This window comes from Amycolatopsis ultiminotia (assembly GCF_039536925.1).
In the GTDB taxonomy this organism is placed as follows: Bacteria; Actinomycetota; Actinomycetes; order Mycobacteriales; family Pseudonocardiaceae; genus Amycolatopsis; species Amycolatopsis ultiminotia.
The window spans coordinates 1-15,600 of record NZ_BAAAZN010000017.1; the positions used below are offsets into that span (position 1 = coordinate 1).

Genomic DNA, 15,600 nt, shown 5'->3' on the forward strand with positions numbered 1-15,600 from the left:
GTGCGGTGCCGACCGCGCCGATCGCGACCGCTGCCCAGTCCTTGTTCTCGATCGCGTCTTTGAGTCCCGTCGCGTCCTCCAGCAGCGGAACCCCCGACACCGCCGTCGTCGAATCCTGCACCGGTGCGACCAGCGGATTGCTCATGATCTTCATTGAAGCACGGCCGGTTGACCGGGTCGCGCGTATGCGAGACAAGGTGCCTGAAAGTCGCGGCTAGGCTGTCTTCGGAGGCGACAAGGGGCGGCGAGATGGCGGGTGCGTTGGTCACCGGAGGTTCGCGTGGGATCGGGCGCGCGATCGCGGAACGGCTGGGTATGGACGGCTGGCCGGTCGCGGTGAACTACCGCAGCGACGAATCCGCGGCACAGGCGGTCGTGGACAAGATCGGCACGGCCGGTGCGCAGGCCGTCGCACTGCGCGCCGACGTGACCGACGATCGCGAGCTGCACGGTCTTTTCGAAGCTGCCGAACGGGAATTCGGCGGCCTGGACGTGGTGGTGGCCAACGTCGGTGTCGCCCGGTTCTGCCCGATCGCCGACACTGTCGACGAGGATTTCGACCTCGTCTTCTCGACCAACCTGCGCGCGACATTCGTGGCACTGCGCGAAGCGGCGCGACGGGTCCGCGACGGCGGACGGATCGTGGTGGTCTCGAGCGGCGTGGTGGTGACGTCGCAGCCCGGCACCGGGATCTACGCGGCGAGCAAGGCCGCCGGGGATCAGCTCGTGCGGGTACTGGCGAAGGAGCTGGGGCCACGCGGGGTGACGGTGAACAGCGTGCTGCCAGGCGCCGTGCGCACGGAAGCGCTCACCGCGGACGGCCCGCCGGGGGCGGCCGAACACGCCGCGCGCCAGACGCCGCTCGGCCGCCTCGGCGAACCGGACGACATCGCCGACATCGTCGGATTCCTGGCCTCCGGCGCGGCCCGCTGGGTCACCGGCCAGACCCTGCACGCCGGCGGCGGCAGGTTCTGATCCATGCGGTGACCTGCGCCTCGTGGCGGAACAGGCGGAGTTTCAGCATCTGGACAGTCGTCAAGATTACCTTTTGACGAACCCCCGGTGTCTGAGAGGCTTGTTAGCATGAGCCAGGTGACCAGTGCACAGGAGCGGATCTCCCGGCGTGCGGTGGACAAGTTCGCCCAGCGGCGTGAGCAGCTGGCCGGATCTGCCCTGCAGGCGCTGGCCGAGCTGGGATACGCCCGCACGAGCCTGCGGGAGATCGCGCAGAAGTCCGATTTCTCCCACGGCGTGCTGCACTACTACTTCGCCGACAAGGTCGAGCTGCTCACCTACTCGGTCCGCAAGTTCGAGGACGTCTGCGTGACCCGCTACGACGACGTCGTGGCCGAGGCGACCTCGGCCGAGGAGCTGAAGCAGGGCTTCGGCGCGGCCATGGCGGCCACCCTGCGGGCCGACGCGGCAATGCACCGGCTCTGGTACGACCTGCGCAACCAGAGCCTGTTCGAAGAGTCCTTCCGCACCGACGTGCTCGACATCGACGGGCAACGGCAGGCCATGGTCTGGCGGGTGATCCAGCGCTACGCGGAGTTCACCGGGCAGCCGCCGCGGGTGACGCCCGAGGTCGCCTACGCCGCCTTCGACGGGTTGTTCCAGCAGGCGCTGCTGCAGCGGCTGGCCGGCCGGGACGGTGCTGCGGACCGCTTGGCGGCCGACGTCGCGGACCTGCTGCCCCGCCTCGCCTGAGGCGATCCGCACGACCGGTGAAGCGCGCCACCGGCGGTTAGGATGCGCTCGACGGATCGTGGCGGTGGGAGGGTGTGTGCTCGAGAGTGCGGGAGTACCGCGGTGACCGCTTCGTCGGCTGAGCTGCCCCCGGAGTCGCAGAGTGTGCTCGGTCCGCTCACCCGTGCGGCGGTGTTCCTGGTGGTCCGGGTGGACGAGGGGGCCGAGCAGATCGCCAAGGACCTGCTCGCGGACCTGCCCGGACTGCAGCGCACGGTCGGGTTCCGGGCGCTGGCGGGCGGACTGACCTGCGTCGCCGGGGTGGGCGCGGCCGCGTGGGACCGGATCTACGGTGCTCCGCGCCCCGCCGAGCTGCACGAGCTCCCGGTGTTTTCCGGCGACCGGCACACCAGCGTGACCACCGGGGCCGACCTGCTCTTCCACCTCCGCGCGGACCGGACGGACCTGTGCTTCGAGCTGGAAACGCTGATCATGGACCGGCTGCGGGGTTCGGTCACCGTGGTGGACGAGGTGTCCGGCTTCCGCTACTTCGACGCGCGGGACGTGCTCGGCTTCGTGGACGGCACGGAGAACCCGACCGGCGGCGGTGCCGCGCGTGCGGTGCTGGTGGACGACGACGGACCCTTCGACGGCGGCAGTTACGTGGTGGTGCAGAAGTACCTGCACGATATGGCGGCGTGGAACGCGCTCGGCACCGAAGCACAGGAGCTGGTGATCGGCAGGCGCAAACTGTCCGATGTGGAGCTCTCGGACGAGGAGAAGCCGCCCGACTCGCACCTCGCGCTCAACGTGATCACCGACGAGGACGGCAACGAACTGGACATCCTGCGGGACAACATGCCGTTCGGGCGGCCCGCCTACGACGAGTTCGGCACCTACTTCATCGGCTACGCCAAGACGCCGTCGGTGATCGAGCGGATGCTGGAGAACATGTTCGTCGGCGCACCGCCGGGCAACCACGACCGCATCCTCGATTTCTCCACCCCGCTCACCGGAGCGCTGTTCTACGTCCCCACCGTGGACTTCCTCGAAGATCCACCGGAAATCCCCGCGTCACCCCCGGCCGAGCCGGAGCCACCGGCACCGGACGGGTCGTCACTGGGCATCGGCAGCCTGCGAAGGAGCTCTCGGCCATGAACAACCTGCATCGCGAACTCGCCCCGATCTCGGCCGCCGCATGGGCGGATCTGGAGGAGGAGGCCAAGCGCACGTTCCGGGAGTCCGCCGCGGCACGGCGGGTGGTCGACGTGGTGGTGGCCGAGGACCCGGCGCTCGCCGCGATCGGCACCGGGCACAAGGAACCGGTCTCCGGACCGTCCGACGCAGTGGTGGCGAGCCTGCGCACCGCGCAGCGGATCGTGGAGCTGCGGGTGCCGTTCACGGTGTCGCGGGAGGCCGTCGACTCGGTGGAATGGGGCGCGAAGGACGCCGATTGGCAGCCGGTGAAGGATGCCGCACAGCACATCGCGCGGGCCGAGGACCGGATCGTGGTCGACGGTTTCGCTGCCGCCGGGATCAGCGGGATCCGGCCGGCGTCGCCGCTGCGCGCACTGGCACTGCCTGCCGAAGCCGGTACCTACCCGAACGCGATCGGCGACGCGCTGGCCGAACTGCGCGACGCGGGGGTCGCCGGGCCGTTCGCGGTGTTGCTCAGCGACGAGGCGCACACCGCGGCCATCGAGGCGGCCGACCACGGTTATCCGGTGCTGGAGCACCTGCGTCAGCTGGTGGACGGTGAGCTCGTCCGCACCCCGGCGATCAGCGGGGCCTGCGTGCTGTCCACCCGTGGCGGGGACTACGAGCTGCACTTCGGACAGGATCTGTCCATCGGCTACACCGGCCACGACGCGTCCACTGTGGAGCTGTACTTCCAGGAAACGCTCACTTTCCTGGTCAACACCGCGGAGGCCGGGGTCGGGCTGACTGCCTGAGTACCGGCAGCGCAGCCAGCAGCGCCAGCCCGCGCAGCACGCCTGCCACCGGATAGGGCGCGCGGAGGCCGAACGAGTCCGCGACGAAACCGCCGGCAAGGGTGCCGAGCGGGATCAGGCCCCAGCCGAGGAGCCGGTACACGCTGGTCACCCGCCCGAGCAGCGGGGCGGGGACCAGCTCCTGGCGCAGGCTGACAGTGACCACGTTCCACAGCGTCGTGACGAATCCGTTCGCCGCCAGCAGTACCCCGAGCACGATCGCGTTCGGGCTGAACCCGAGTGCGGTGAACACGAGCGCGTTCGCGGCGAGCGCGGTGACCAGCGCCCTGCGTTCCCCGAGCAGGACGACCATCCGGGCGTTGACCAGGCCGCCGAGCAGGCTGCCGATCGCCGCTGCGGTGAGCAGCAGGCCGTAGCCCGCCGGGCTGACGCGCAGGGTCCGGGTGGCCAGCAGCACGAGCGTCGCGGTCGCGAGCTGGCCGCAGAACGTGTTGACGCCGAGCACCATGGCGAGTGTGCGCAGGAGCCGGTGCCGGGCAAGCCAGCGGAGCCCTTCGGCGATCGGTGCCCGCGGCGGCGAGCTCGGTTTGCGTTGCCGGGGAAGGGAGATCAGCAGTGCCGCGGACACCGCGAAGGAGACCGCGTCCACACCGAACGGCAGCGGCGTCGCGACCGCGAACAGCGCACTGCCCAGTGGCGGCCCGGCGAATTGGACACCGATCACGGTCGCGGTCTGCAGCGCTCCGTTCGCCCGGTGCAGTAACGGCTTCGGCACGATCTCCGGCAGGAACGACTGTGCCGCGGTGCCGAACACGACGTCACCCGCGCCCAGCGCGAACGCGGTGAGCGCGAGAATCGCGACCCCGGCGGATCCGGTCGCCAGCGCGACCGCTGCGGCGACCACCGCCTGTACCACCTGGGCTCGCCACATCAGGCCGACCCGATCGTGCCGGTCGGCCCACGCACCGGCGGGCAGGGTGAGCAACAGCCACGGCAGATACGACGCAGCGGCGACCGCGGAGACCAGCCGTGGATCGTCGGTGCGCGCGGCGGCCAGCAGTGGCACCGCGGCGGTGAAGGCACCGTCGCCGACGTTGTTGATTCCGGTTGCCCACCACAGTTTCCGGTAGGCCGGGGAGAGTCGGGACACGCCGGGAATCCTCGCCGGTCCGGCCGGCGGGCAACATCTTTTAGCCCAGTGCTACATACTCAGGCGATGGCGCTCACCGTGGCACTCGGGGTCGACGAACTGGCCGAGACCCGGTTCGCGGTGTCCCCGTTGTCCGAGACGGTCGCCGCGCTGCTGCAGCTGAACGGGCGCAATCCGAACGTGCTGCACCTGCGGTGGCTGCGCTGGGCTGAGGGGGAGCTGGGGTCGGAGGAGCTTCCGCTGACCTCGGCGCTGCTCACTGCCGAACGGCCGAGCTGGCCGAACTTCCTGGTGCCTGCGCCGAGCGGTCCGACGGCGTCGCTGGAGCAGGATCTGGCCGCGCTGCGCCGGACCAGCGCGCGGCACGTGCGGGCGAGCCTGCGCCGGGTGTTCGGCGCCGACCTGCCCGCGCCGGTGTCGCCGTTGGCCGAAAAACCGTCGGCCGGTCTCGAGATCATTGCGGACGAACTGCGGATGGCCTACCGGCGGGTGGTCGAGCCGCACTGGCCGCGGATCAGGGCGTTGCTGGACGCGGACGTCGGCTACCGGGCCGGTCAGCTGGCCGCGGGCGGCGCCGCGCGCCTCTTCGCCGATCTCCACCCCGACCTGCGCTGGGTATCCGGGAGGCTGGTGCGGACCGGCGGTCCGCAGCGGCGAGTCCGGCTGGGGCCCGGTGGCCTGGTGCTCATGCCGGTCGCACTCGGCTCGCCGGACGTGTTCGTGCGGGCCCGCACCGCCACGCAGACCACGATCCGCTATCCGGCCCGCGGCATCGGTGCACTGTGGACAGCCGGGACCCGGCCGCCGGACCACGGGGTGGCCCGGTTGCTCGGCCGCGCCAGGGCCGATCTGCTGGCGGCGCTGTGCTCCCCGGCCACGACCACCGATCTCGCGGTCGCGCTCGAGGTGACGCCGAGCGCGATTTCCCAGCATCTGCGGGTGCTGCGGGAGGCCGGGCTGGTGGCAAGGCAACGCTCCGGCCGGTCGGTCCGGTACCTCACGACGGACCTCGGCGCGGCACTGCTCGCCGGTAGCTGAATCTCGTCCGGGGCGGGTTCTGCGCAGGCCGGTGCCCGCGATGGGCGCGCTGCTGCGGGGTGCCGGCCCCCGAGGTCGAGGGCTCGCCGGGATCGGCGTGCCCGGCCGGTGGCGGTGGATCGTGCGATCATCGGGCTGGCAGGGGCCGTCGAGACCAGGGAGTGCGCATGACCACCAGCCGCAGGCAGGGGGCTGAGCTCAACAGTGGCATCCTGCCCGGCAACGTGCGCGCGGACGACTGGATCATGCTCGCGCTCGCGCTGGTCTCCGCCGGATTGGTCGGCTACCAGCTGGTGTCGTCGGTCTCGGCGGACCTCGGCCGGTGGTTCTTCGTCGCCGACTGCGCGATCTGCGGGATCTTCCTGCTCGAACTGCTGTGGCGCTGGCGCAAGCGGCGCTGGCGGATCGCGTTCCTCGGGCGCACCTGGTACGAGGTGTTCGCGATGATCCCGATCGCGCATCCCGCCTTCGTGACCCACCACCACGTGATCGCGGTGATCCTGCTCGTGGTGCGGCTCGGCCGGGCCGCGGACCGCGCCGTCGGCGAGCAGTTCACCTACCGGCTGGTGGACAAGCTCACCGATTCGATCGTGCAGGCGATCAAGAAGCCGGTCACCGTCGCGGTGCTCGACGAGGTCGTCAAGGTCCTGGAGACCGGCAACTACCCGGAGAACCTCGCGAAGTCGCTCAGCGGGAACAAGGACGAGTTGCGCGCGATCATCACCGAGAAGCTCGCGGCCGACCCGCAGCTGGGCAAGCTCCGCCGTCTCCCGTTCCACGACGAGGTCGTGCGCGGTGTCGTGGACACCTCGTTCCGGGTGCTGCTGGAGGTACTGCTCGACCCGCGCATCGACGACTTCTTCTCCTCCGTGGTGCGCGACAACCGCGAACAGATCCGCCGTGCGGTGGTGCTGGGACTGAACGAGACCGACGACGACTCCGCGGACGAGAGCCTGCTGCGCGTGCGGACCCAGCGGTCCGCGGCGCACGAGTACGACGCCACGCACCGGCACCCGGACGCTCCACAGTAGACGTGCGGACGGTGCGCGGTCGGTCCCTCACCTTGCGTGCCGGGGTGTGCGGTGCCGGTGGGCTTGCGCGGCGGGCGTCAACCGCTGAACGAGTGCACCGCAGCTCGTGCGAGCGAGTTTCTGGCCTGGAGTAGGGTAAGCGCCAACGTTTCTGTTGCAGCACAAGGATTGTGTTCGCACGAGTTCGGAGTGCTACCGCCGGGGCCTGCCAGCACGAACCGGTCGGCGGCACCAGGCGCGGGTTGGGAGTCGTGGACGTGGTGGAAAGCGGGCAACCGGCACGCAGGTGCCGCAGGCAGGAGTGCTCGGAACCGGCGCTGTGGCGCGGACTGTGCTCCGCGCACTGGAACCGCTGGCAGAGCGGGAGCGACGCGCTCGAACTGCCCGACGACGACGTTCCGCCGCCGCCGGCGCAGGTGTGGTGGCCACCCGAGCGTCCGGACACCGCCCCGCTGAGCAGCCGGGTACTGCCGGGATCGGATTCGTAACCCTCGGCGATCGCGGGCGGCCGTCCGCGATGCGGTGGGAACTCCGCGGTGACCGTGCGGTACTCGGCAGTCGTGCGGCGGGAGAACCCTTCGGCAGTCGTGGTGTGCCCGGCCTCGATGGTGCTTGCTCGAGCGTGCTGGTTCGACCACGGTCCGTGGCGACCGGTCCCGGCCGCCGGGCACCGTCGTCGGGACCGGCGCTCAGGAAACCGCGTTGCGGGCAATCACGTTCGCATACCAGCGGGCGCTGCGTTTCGGGGTCCGGCGCTGGGTCTGGTAGTCCACGTGCACCAGGCCGAATCGTTTCGCGTATCCCTCCGCCCATTCGAAATTGTCCAGTAGCGACCAGTAGAAGTAACCGCGCAGATCGACCCCGTCGGCGAGTGCGTCGTGAGCGGCACGCAGATGCGCCTCCACGAAGGCCACCCGGTCGTCGTCGGCGATCTCCCCGGCCACCGGCGAGTCCGGATAGGACGCACCGTTCTCCGTGATGTACAACGGGATCGGCGGGTAGTCACGGTGCACCTGCCGCAGTGCTCCGGTCAGTCCGCCGGGCTGCACCTCCCAGCCGGAGTCCGTGCGCGGCGCCGCCGGGTCCGGTACGAAGTGCACGTGCCCGGCGCCGGGCCACTCCGCCCCGGCCGGGGCGCTGCCCGGCCGGGGTGTACCGGCCACGCGGTAGCCGCGGTAGTAGTTCACCCCGAGCCAGTCGATCGGCGTGGCGATCACCGCGTCGTCCCCCTCCCGCACCACCTCGTCGAGGCCGAACGGCGCCAGATCGGCCACCAGGTCGTCCGGATATCCGCCCCACAACACCGGATCGAGGAACAGCCGGTTCTGCAGCCCGTCGATCCGGCGCTGTGCGTCCGCGTCCGCCGGTCCGGCCGAATCCGCGGCGACCGGGTACAGGTTGAGCGTGATCCCCGAAGGCACGGCAGGTACGTCCCGGCGCAGCACGTCCATCGCGAGTCCGTGCCCCAGCAGCAGATGGTGTGCCGCGGCCACGGCGGATGCCGGTTCGGTGCGTCCCGGCGCATGCACGCCGGAACCGTACCCGAGCATCGCCGCGCACCACGGTTCGTTCAATGTGGACCAGCTGGCCACCCGGTCGCCGAGCCTGCCCACGATCGTTTCCGCGTATTCGGCGAACCGGTAGGCAGTGTCCCGCGCTGTCCACCCGCCACTGTCCTCGAGCGACTGTGGCAGATCCCAGTGATACAGCGTGGCCCACGGCTGGATACCGGCCGCGAGCAACCGGTCCACCAGCCGGTCGTAGAAACCGATGCCACGCTGGTTCGCCTTGCCGAACGGACGGATCCGGGGCCAGGAAAGGGAGAACCGGTACGCGCCGAGGCCGAGCGAGTGCATCAGCGTCACGTCGTCGGCGTAACGCCGGTAGTGGTCGGCGGCGGGCTCGCCGGTGTCGCCATCCACCACCGCGCCCGGCCGGGCGGCGAAGGTGTCCCACACGGACGGTTCCCGTCCGTCCACTGTGGTCGATCCCTCGACCTGGAAGGCCGCGGTCGCGGCACCCCAGACGAACGCGTCCGGGAACGCGAGCGCGACCCGTTCGGGCATCGGCTGTGCGGACATGGTCACCCTTTCACGGCACCTTGCATGATCCCGGCCACGATCTGGCGGCCGAGCAGGACGAAGACGATGAGGATCGGGATGGTGGCGAGCGTGGTGCCCGCGAGCACGAGCGAATAGTCGACGTAGTAGCCGCTCTGCAGCTTCTCCAGTGCCACCTGCACGGTCGGATTGCCCGCGTCGAGCACCACCAGCGGCCACAGGAAATCGTTCCACGAGGTCATGAACGTGAACATGGCGAGGATCGCCGCGGCCGGGCGCACCGCGGGCAGGCACACGTTCCAGAAGATCCGGATCATACTGCACCCGTCGACCCTTGCCGCCTCGATCAGTTCGTACGGCAGAGCGTCCACTGTGTACTGTCGCATCCAGAAGACGCCGAACGCGGTGACCAGGTTGGGCACGATCACCGACTGCAGCCCACCGGCCCAGCCCAGTTTCGACATCGCGATGAACAGCGGGATGATCCCGAGCTGGGTCGGCACCGCGAGGGTGACCACGATGAACACGAACAGTCCGTTCCGGCCGCGGAAGCGCAGTTTGGCGAAGGCGAATCCGGCCAGTGCGGAGAACAGCACGGTGGTCAGCGTGACCGTGCCGGACACGAGGACGCTGTTGAGCAGTGCCCGCCAGAACGGCACCGTGTCGAACACCCTGGCGGCGTTGGCGAAGAAGTTCCCGCCGGGCAGCAGCGGCGGGATCCGCTCGGTGAGCATCCCGTTGTCGCGGCTGGCCACGAGGAACGACCAGTAGAACGGGAAAAGCGAGCCGAGCACGAACACGGCAAGCACGCCGTAGGTGGCCTTGCGGGGTTTGCCGAGCCTGCCCGCTTTCGCGCGCAGACCGGTGCGCGTGGTCATTTGTTCCTCCCCGCCAGCGCTCCGGTGAGCAGGTAGTTCACCAGCGCGATCACGACGATGATCACGAACAGCACCCACGCGATCGCGGACGCGTAGCCGAGGTCGAAGTTCTCGAACGCGGTCTGGTACAGATACAGCGTCACGGTCTGGAACTGGTGGGTGGAACCACCGTTGTTCGATCCCGGCATTGCGTCGAACAGCTTGGGCTCGGTGAAGATCTGCAGTCCGCCGATCGTCGAGGTGATCGTGACGAAGATCAGCGTCGGTTTCAGCAGTGGCAACGTCACGCTGGTGAACCGGCGTAGCGTGCCTGCTCCGTCGATCAGTGCCGCCTCGTGCAGTTCTTTCGGGATGGCCTGCATCGCGGCCAGCACGATCAGCGCGTTGTAGCCGGTCCAGCGCCAGTTGACCATGATCGCGATCGCGACATGACTGGCGAACCGGTTGGCCTGCCAGTCCACAGGGGACAGTCCGATGGTCTGCAGCACCCCGTTGACCAGTCCGTAGCGCGGGCCGAAGAGGTTCGCGAAGATGATCCCGAGTGCGACCAGGCTTGCCGCGTAAGGCAGCAGAACGCCCACGCGCCAGCCGTTCGCGCCGCGCAGCCGGGCGGTCAGCAACGCAGCCAGCAGCACCGCGATGATCAGCTGCGGCACACTGGAAAGCAGGAAGATGCTGGCCGTGTTCTCCAGCGCGTGCCAGAACTGCGTGTCGGTGAACAGCTCCTTGAAGTTGTCCAGTCCGATGAATTCGGGGTTGTCGTCGCCGGCCTCCCAGTGGAACAGCGACACGTACGCGGTGTAGAGCAACGGAAACATGCCCACCACCGCGAACACGATGAAGAACGGTGCCACGTAAAGGTAAGGCGAGACCTTGACGTCCCACCGGGCGAGCCGGGCGCGCAGTCCCGGCCGGGGCGCGGAGCGGCGCCGTGCCCCGGCCGGGTGTTCCGGAGCAATCTTGTCGGTGACCGTCATGGTCAGCGGGCGAGCTTCTTGGCACCGTCGACCAGCTGCTGCCAGCCGTCCGCGGCGGCGGCGCCCTGTTCCACCGCCTGCAGCGCGGGGGCGGCGACGTTGTCCTGGATCTGCCCGTCGTTCGGGCCCTTGTACTGCGGTTTGCCGACCTTCTTCGCCTGTTCGGCGAACAGCTCGCCGACCTTCGCGTTGCCGAAGTAGGCGTCGGTGGAGTTCAGCAGCTGCGGGCTTTCCAGCGCCTTGGTCTGGCTGGGGAAGTTGCCGGTGGCCGCGAACGCCTTGATCTGCTGCTCCGGTGCGGTCAGCCAGGCGGCCAGTTCGGCGGCCTCCCGCGGATGCTTGCTCTGCGTCGGCACGGTCAGGTACGAGCCGCCCCAGTTGCCGCCCCCGCCGGGGAAGGCCGGGGTGACCGCCCACTTGCCCGCGTTACCGGGACCGGCCTGCTCCTTGATCACGCCGATCATCCACGCCGGACAGACCTTGGTCGCGAACGCGCTCTGCCGGAAGCCGGAGTTCCACTCGTTGCTGAACGCGGTGAGCTTGGCCGACTCGCCCTTGGCGACCGCGTCGGTCACCTTCTGCCAGGCGTCCTTGATGCCCTGGTTGGTCTCCAGGGTCAGCTTGTCGTCCTTGTCCAGGTAGCCGACCGGGAGCTGGTTGACCATGGCGTTGAAGTTCTGCGCGGCCGAGTCGAACCAGGCCTTGCCGGTCTTGGCGGCGTACTGCGCGCCGGCGGTGAAGTAGCTGTCCCAGGTGGCGAAGAGCGGTTTGACCGCCTCCGGGTCGGTGGGCAGTCCGGCTGCGGCGAGCTGATCCTTGCGGTAACACATCGCGAGCGGGCCGATGTCCGTGCCGTAACCGATGAGCTTGCCGTTCTTGTCCTTGCCCGCCTCGTACTTCCAGGACAGCCAGCGGTCCGCGGCGGCGTCGGCCGGTCCGATCTCGCCCAGGTCGCGGAACTTCGAGGACTTGGCGAGCACGTCGGAGAGGTGGCCCTCCTCGACCGCCTGCACGTCGGCGAGTCCGGAGCCCGCCGCGAGTTTGGTCATCATGTCCTGCGCGTACGGGCCGCCCTGGCCGGTCTTGCGGTGCGTGACCGTGATGTTCGGATGCAGCTTCTGGTACTCCGGGAGCAGCGCCTCGTAGCCGAACTCGGTGAACGTGGCCAGGGTCAGCTCCACGTGCTCGTTCGGTCCGGCCGCCGCGGGCACATCCCCGTCCCCGCCACCGCACGCCGTGGCGGTCAGCGCCGTCATCGTGATGCCCAGTGCCAGCACCAGGCCCTTCCGGAACGTTGTCACCGTCGTCAACCCCTTGAAGGTCATTTCTGGGAGCGCTCCCAGATGCCGACCGAGTGTGTTGCAGGTAACGTCCGATGTCAAGGCTGGTCTTCGAGTCCCGGATATCCGGGAGCGCTCCCGATATCGGCCGGTTAAGCTGGCGTCGATCACGAACCAGGGGGTGAAGCGGTGGCGCCTCGGTCCGAGGACGAGCGGCCGACGCTGGAGGATGTGGCGGCTTTTGCCGGGGTTTCGCGGTCCACGGCGTCGCGCGCGTTGAACGATGACACGTACGTCAGCGCGCGCTCACGGGAGAAGGTGCTGGCCGCCGCGCGGGACCTCGGCTACTCGCCGAACCAGGCCGCGCGATCGCTGGTCACCCGTCGCACCGGAGCGATCGCCGTGGTGCTGTCGGAACCCGAGGCGCGGCTGCTCGACGACCCGTATCGCACCGCGGTGATGCGTGCGGGCTACCGCGAGCTGGCCGACGTGGGTTGCCAGATGGTGTTGATCTTCAGCGACACCCGGGAGGACCTCGCGCGGACAGTGCGGTTCCTGGAGGGCGGGCACGTGGACGGCGTCCTCGTGTTCGCGCCGCACCGCACCGATCCGCTGCCGCGGGCGCTGCGCCTGCTGCGGGTTCCGGTGGTGTTCGGCGGCCAGGCGGCCGATCTGCGGCGTGGCGTGCACGTGGTGGACTTCGACAACGAGGGTGGTGCCCGGTTGGCGGTGTCGCATCTGGTGGAGTCCGGCCGGCGGCGGATCGCGACCATCGCCGGCCCGCAGGACCAGGGTGCGCCGATCGCCCGGCTGGCCGGCTGGCGCGCGACGCTGACCGATGCCGGCCTCGACCCGGCGGGCCTGTCCGAGGAGGCGGACTTCACCCTCGCCGGTGGTGCGACGGCGATGTCCGCACTGCTGCAGCGGGTTCCCGATCTCGACGCGGTGTTCGTGGCCAGCGACATGATGGCGGTGGGTGCGTTGCGCACGCTGTCCGCGGCGGGTCGCGACGTGCCCGGCGACGTCGCGGTGGCCAGCTTCGACGACAACGCCACGCTGGCGCCGGCCATGACGCCGCCGTTGACCTCGGTGCACCAGGACCCGCGGGAACAGGTGCGCACGATGGTGAGCATCCTGATGCGGCTGCTGGACGGTCCGGACCTCGAACCGGCGGCGCAGGTCCTGCCGGTTTCCCTGGTGGTGCGCGAATCCGGCTGACCCGGCCGGCCGAGTCCACTGTGGAGCTGTGGCGCGAAAATGGGGGGTGGCTCCGCGCGGAGCCACCCCGACCCCGGCGGTCAGAGCCGGTGTGCGTGGAAGAAGCCGCGGATCAGCGGGGTCGCATTGATGACCGTCGGGGTGTCCGAGTCGAGATTCGGCTGGGTGCTCGGCCAGACGTGCCCGGCGTCCTTGATCCGGTAGTGCACGAGCGAGCAGCCGGGCCACCGCTGCTTGACCACTCCGCGCACCGGGGAGGAGGAATGCGGTTTAGGGGCGCAGCCGTCGCGCTCGGCCCAGTCGGCCAGCCAGTCCTGGAGCGGGGGCAGGCCCTTGTCCGGGTTGCCGTCGTAGGGGATCGTCTCGTCCGCCTGGCCGTGGAAGTCCAGCAGTGCCACCTTCCGCGACGGATGGCAGGCGCCGCCCTCGGGGTAGAAGGCGCCGGAAACCGGGGCGAACGCGGCGAACCGGCTCGCCATCCGGCAGGCCAGCACGCCGACGAACCCGCCGCCGTTGGACTTGCCGGTCGCGTAGATCCGCGACGGGTCCACGCACAGCTGCTGTTGCAGGGAGCCGAGCAGATCGCTGGTGAACTGCACGTCGTCGGCCGATGCCGAATACGGCGCGCCGGTCCATGCGGTCTCGCCGTCGGTGCCGACGAGGCCCTGCGGGTACACCGCGATGAGGTCCGATCCGGAGAAGCCGGAAAGCTCTTCCTGGTACTGCGCCGTCCGCTGGTGGCCGTGGTAGGAGACCACCAGCGGGTACTTGCGGTGCGGGTTGTACCGCGCGGGCAGGTAGATCCGGTACTCACGGTCCACCCCGCCGGAGCTCAGATGTGCGACAGTCGTCTTCCCGGCCCCGGACGCGTCGCGCCCGCAGCCGGTGCTGGCCACCTGGTGGTCGACCACCCCGGACGCGGCTGCCGTACCGGTCAGCAGCGCCCCGAATCCCAGTACCGCGGCACCCAGCGCGGCAACTCTGCGGAAGCGTCCGGACATTCGATCCTCCTCGATCGGCCAGTGAGCGCGACCATGGTCACACTGCGACCGGGGACTCCGGACGTTTCGTTCATAGAGTTCCTCACATCGTGCAAACGCCCTTGCCCGCCAGTACGCGGCCGGCCGAGGCGGCGACCTGCGCGGCGGGCAGCTCCCCGGAGCCGACCGCCTGCGTGAGCCGGTCGAGCACCGCGGGCACGTCGCCGTTGCCGGAGGAGAACAAGGCCGCATCCGCGCCTGCCTGCAGGGCCTTGAGCACCGCCTCCGGCAGCGGGTACTGGTCGGTGATCGCCTTCATCCCGCCGAGGTCGTCGGTGATCACCGGTCCGGTGAACCGGAATTCGCCGCGCAGCAGCCGGTAGGCGGCCGGGGAGAGGGAGGCCGGTACGCCGTCGGTCAGGCCGGGTACGTCCAGGTGCCCGACCATCACCGCCACCCGGCCGTACTCGGCGAGGTCGCGATAGGGCAGCAGATCGGTCTGCTCCAGCTGGTCCAGCGGTGGAGTGGTCACCGTGCCCCGGTGCGAATCCCCGGACCCGCGGCCGTGCCCGGGGAAGTGCTTCAGCACCGGCTGGATGCCGCCCGCGCGCAGCCCCTGCGCGAACGCCATCGCGTACTCGCGCACCTTGGCCGGGTCGGGGCTGTAGGAACGGTCGCCGATCACCGCGTCGTCCGGCTCGTCGCTCACGTCCGCATCCGGTGCGTAGTCCACGGTCACCCCGCGTGCCCGCAGCTGCTTGCCACGCTGCTCGCCGAGCGCGCGCACCTCGTCCGGCGATTTCGTGGCGGCCAGTTCCCGCGCACTCGGGAGCGATCCGTCGAGTTCGTCCACGCGCTGGACCCGTCCGCCTTCTTCATCGACCGCGACCGAGACCGGGATCTTCGCCGCCTGTTGGACCGCGGTGAGTGCACCATTCTGCAACAGCGTGGTTTTATTGCCCCCGATGAAGATTCCGCCGATCTGTGTGGTGCGCACCAGATTGGTGACCGCGGCCGGATTTCCGGCGTCCACGCCGGGCACCACCAGTTGCGCGACCTGCGCGCGCACGTCCATCGCGGACACCGCGGCGGCGCAGGACGAACCGGTGGCAGCGGGCGTTTGCGCTGGTGGCGGGGACTGTGGCGCGGATTGTGGGGTGCTGCCGGTGCTGGGCGCCGCGCCGGGGGCAGGCATCGCCGTGCCGGTGACCTGGGGCCCGGCACATCCGGCGAGCACCCCGCTGAGCAGCAGGCCTGCGAGCAATCCCGCCGGTGACCGCCGTGGCCGAGTATGCGCCTTCATGAATTCCTCTGGCGGTCTGGGACGGGTCTTGAAGACGGTATCCGAAG

General features: G+C 69.8%; 15 protein-coding genes. 8 read left to right on the forward strand and 7 right to left on the reverse strand.

What is annotated here, in order from left to right:
- Positions 1–249 precede the first annotated feature (249 nt).
- From ABD793_RS31415 to ABD793_RS31430, 4 genes are all read left to right on the forward strand, one after another.
- Positions 250–975, forward strand: a complete 726-nt coding sequence (locus ABD793_RS31415; protein ID WP_344866594.1) for an SDR family oxidoreductase — start codon at positions 250–252, stop codon at positions 973–975.
- A 108-nt stretch (positions 976–1,083) separates the two neighbouring features.
- Positions 1,084–1,707: a TetR/AcrR family transcriptional regulator gene (locus tag ABD793_RS31420; RefSeq protein ID WP_344866596.1), complete on the forward strand. Its 624-nt coding sequence runs from the start codon at positions 1,084–1,086 to the stop codon at positions 1,705–1,707.
- Positions 1,708–1,809: 102 nt separating this feature from the next.
- Positions 1,810–2,844, forward strand: coding sequence for a Dyp-type peroxidase (locus tag ABD793_RS31425; RefSeq protein WP_344866598.1), 1,035 nt, complete (start codon positions 1,810–1,812; stop codon positions 2,842–2,844).
- Entirely contained in the window at positions 2,841–3,638 is a 798-nt protein-coding gene (locus ABD793_RS31430; protein WP_344866600.1) for a family 1 encapsulin nanocompartment shell protein, read from the forward strand. The genes ABD793_RS31425 and ABD793_RS31430 overlap by 4 nt, the downstream gene beginning before the upstream one ends.
- Here the strand turns inward: ABD793_RS31430 and ABD793_RS31435 are convergent.
- Positions 3,601–4,788 (reverse strand): MFS transporter, encoded by a 1,188-nt coding sequence (locus ABD793_RS31435; protein ID WP_344866602.1) that lies wholly within the window; start codon positions 4,786–4,788, stop codon positions 3,601–3,603. The two genes, ABD793_RS31430 and ABD793_RS31435, sit on opposite strands and share 38 nt — an antisense overlap.
- Before the next feature lie 66 nt (positions 4,789–4,854).
- On the opposite strand from ABD793_RS31435, the gene ABD793_RS31440 reads away from it, so the two are divergent.
- The 3 genes from ABD793_RS31440 to ABD793_RS31450 all read left to right on the forward strand — a co-directional run bounded on the left by ABD793_RS31440 (position 4,855) and on the right by ABD793_RS31450 (position 7,345).
- Positions 4,855–5,826, forward strand: coding sequence for an ArsR/SmtB family transcription factor (locus tag ABD793_RS31440; protein ID WP_344866605.1), 972 nt, complete (start codon positions 4,855–4,857; stop codon positions 5,824–5,826).
- A 167-nt stretch (positions 5,827–5,993) separates the two neighbouring features.
- Positions 5,994–6,857, forward strand: coding sequence for an ion transporter (locus ABD793_RS31445; RefSeq protein ID WP_344866607.1), 864 nt, complete (start codon positions 5,994–5,996; stop codon positions 6,855–6,857).
- 251 nt (positions 6,858–7,108) lie between these two features.
- On the forward strand, positions 7,109–7,345 hold the full coding sequence (locus tag ABD793_RS31450; RefSeq protein ID WP_344866609.1) for a hypothetical protein: 237 nt from the start codon (positions 7,109–7,111) through the stop codon (positions 7,343–7,345).
- 201 nt (positions 7,346–7,546) lie between these two features.
- Here ABD793_RS31450 and ABD793_RS31455 read toward each other — a convergent pair whose 3' ends face one another.
- The 4 genes from ABD793_RS31455 to ABD793_RS31470 are packed head-to-tail and all read right to left on the reverse strand — an operon-like array spanning position 7,547 to position 12,097.
- Entirely contained in the window at positions 7,547–8,938 is a 1,392-nt protein-coding gene (locus ABD793_RS31455; protein WP_344866929.1) for a GH1 family beta-glucosidase, read from the reverse strand.
- Positions 8,939–8,940: 2 nt separating this feature from the next.
- Positions 8,941–9,795, reverse strand: a complete 855-nt coding sequence (locus ABD793_RS31460; RefSeq protein WP_344866611.1) for a carbohydrate ABC transporter permease — start codon at positions 9,793–9,795, stop codon at positions 8,941–8,943.
- Positions 9,792–10,772 carry a carbohydrate ABC transporter permease gene (locus tag ABD793_RS31465; RefSeq protein WP_344866613.1) on the reverse strand — a complete coding sequence of 327 codons (981 nt, stop codon included), beginning with the start codon at positions 10,770–10,772 and terminating at the stop codon, positions 9,792–9,794. The genes ABD793_RS31460 and ABD793_RS31465 overlap by 4 nt, the downstream gene beginning before the upstream one ends.
- Positions 10,773–10,774: 2 nt before the next feature.
- The gene (locus tag ABD793_RS31470; RefSeq protein ID WP_425548799.1) at positions 10,775–12,097 is read right to left on the reverse strand and encodes an ABC transporter substrate-binding protein; all 1,323 of its coding nucleotides are present in this window, start codon (positions 12,095–12,097) and stop codon (positions 10,775–10,777) included.
- 144 nt (positions 12,098–12,241) lie between these two features.
- Here ABD793_RS31470 and ABD793_RS31475 point away from each other — a divergent pair, with 144 nt between their 5' ends.
- Positions 12,242–13,270 (forward strand): LacI family DNA-binding transcriptional regulator, encoded by a 1,029-nt coding sequence (locus ABD793_RS31475; protein ID WP_344866617.1) that lies wholly within the window; start codon positions 12,242–12,244, stop codon positions 13,268–13,270.
- Positions 13,271–13,350: 80 nt separating this feature from the next.
- Here ABD793_RS31475 and ABD793_RS31480 read toward each other — a convergent pair whose 3' ends face one another.
- Positions 13,351–14,271: a CE1 family esterase gene (locus ABD793_RS31480; protein ID WP_344866619.1), complete on the reverse strand. Its 921-nt coding sequence runs from the start codon at positions 14,269–14,271 to the stop codon at positions 13,351–13,353.
- Positions 14,272–14,353: 82 nt separating this feature from the next.
- Entirely contained in the window at positions 14,354–15,553 is a 1,200-nt protein-coding gene (locus ABD793_RS31485) for a glycoside hydrolase family 3 N-terminal domain-containing protein (protein ID WP_344866621.1), read from the reverse strand.
- Positions 15,554–15,600 lie beyond the last annotated feature (47 nt).

Excerpts from the sequence above, each read along its gene's own strand:
- ABD793_RS31420 (WP_344866596.1), top strand. The coding sequence starts at position 1,084 with ATGAGCCAGGTGACCAGTGCACAGGAGCGGATCTCCCGGCGTGCGGTG.
- ABD793_RS31460 (WP_344866611.1), bottom strand. The coding sequence starts at position 9,795 with ATGACCACGCGCACCGGTCTGCGCGCGAAAGCGGGCAGGCTCGGCAAA.
- ABD793_RS31430 (WP_344866600.1), top strand. The coding sequence starts at position 2,841 with ATGAACAACCTGCATCGCGAACTCGCCCCGATCTCGGCCGCCGCATGG.
- ABD793_RS31470 (WP_425548799.1), bottom strand. The coding sequence starts at position 12,097 with ATGACCTTCAAGGGGTTGACGACGGTGACAACGTTCCGGAAGGGCCTG.
- ABD793_RS31465 (WP_344866613.1), bottom strand. The coding sequence starts at position 10,772 with ATGACGGTCACCGACAAGATTGCTCCGGAACACCCGGCCGGGGCACGG.
- ABD793_RS31485 (WP_344866621.1), bottom strand. The coding sequence starts at position 15,553 with ATGAAGGCGCATACTCGGCCACGGCGGTCACCGGCGGGATTGCTCGCA.
- ABD793_RS31455 (WP_344866929.1), bottom strand. The coding sequence starts at position 8,938 with ATGTCCGCACAGCCGATGCCCGAACGGGTCGCGCTCGCGTTCCCGGAC.
- ABD793_RS31415 (WP_344866594.1), top strand. The coding sequence starts at position 250 with ATGGCGGGTGCGTTGGTCACCGGAGGTTCGCGTGGGATCGGGCGCGCG.
- ABD793_RS31445 (WP_344866607.1), top strand. The coding sequence starts at position 5,994 with ATGACCACCAGCCGCAGGCAGGGGGCTGAGCTCAACAGTGGCATCCTG.
- ABD793_RS31480 (WP_344866619.1), bottom strand. The coding sequence starts at position 14,271 with ATGTCCGGACGCTTCCGCAGAGTTGCCGCGCTGGGTGCCGCGGTACTG.
- ABD793_RS31440 (WP_344866605.1), top strand. The coding sequence starts at position 4,855 with ATGGCGCTCACCGTGGCACTCGGGGTCGACGAACTGGCCGAGACCCGG.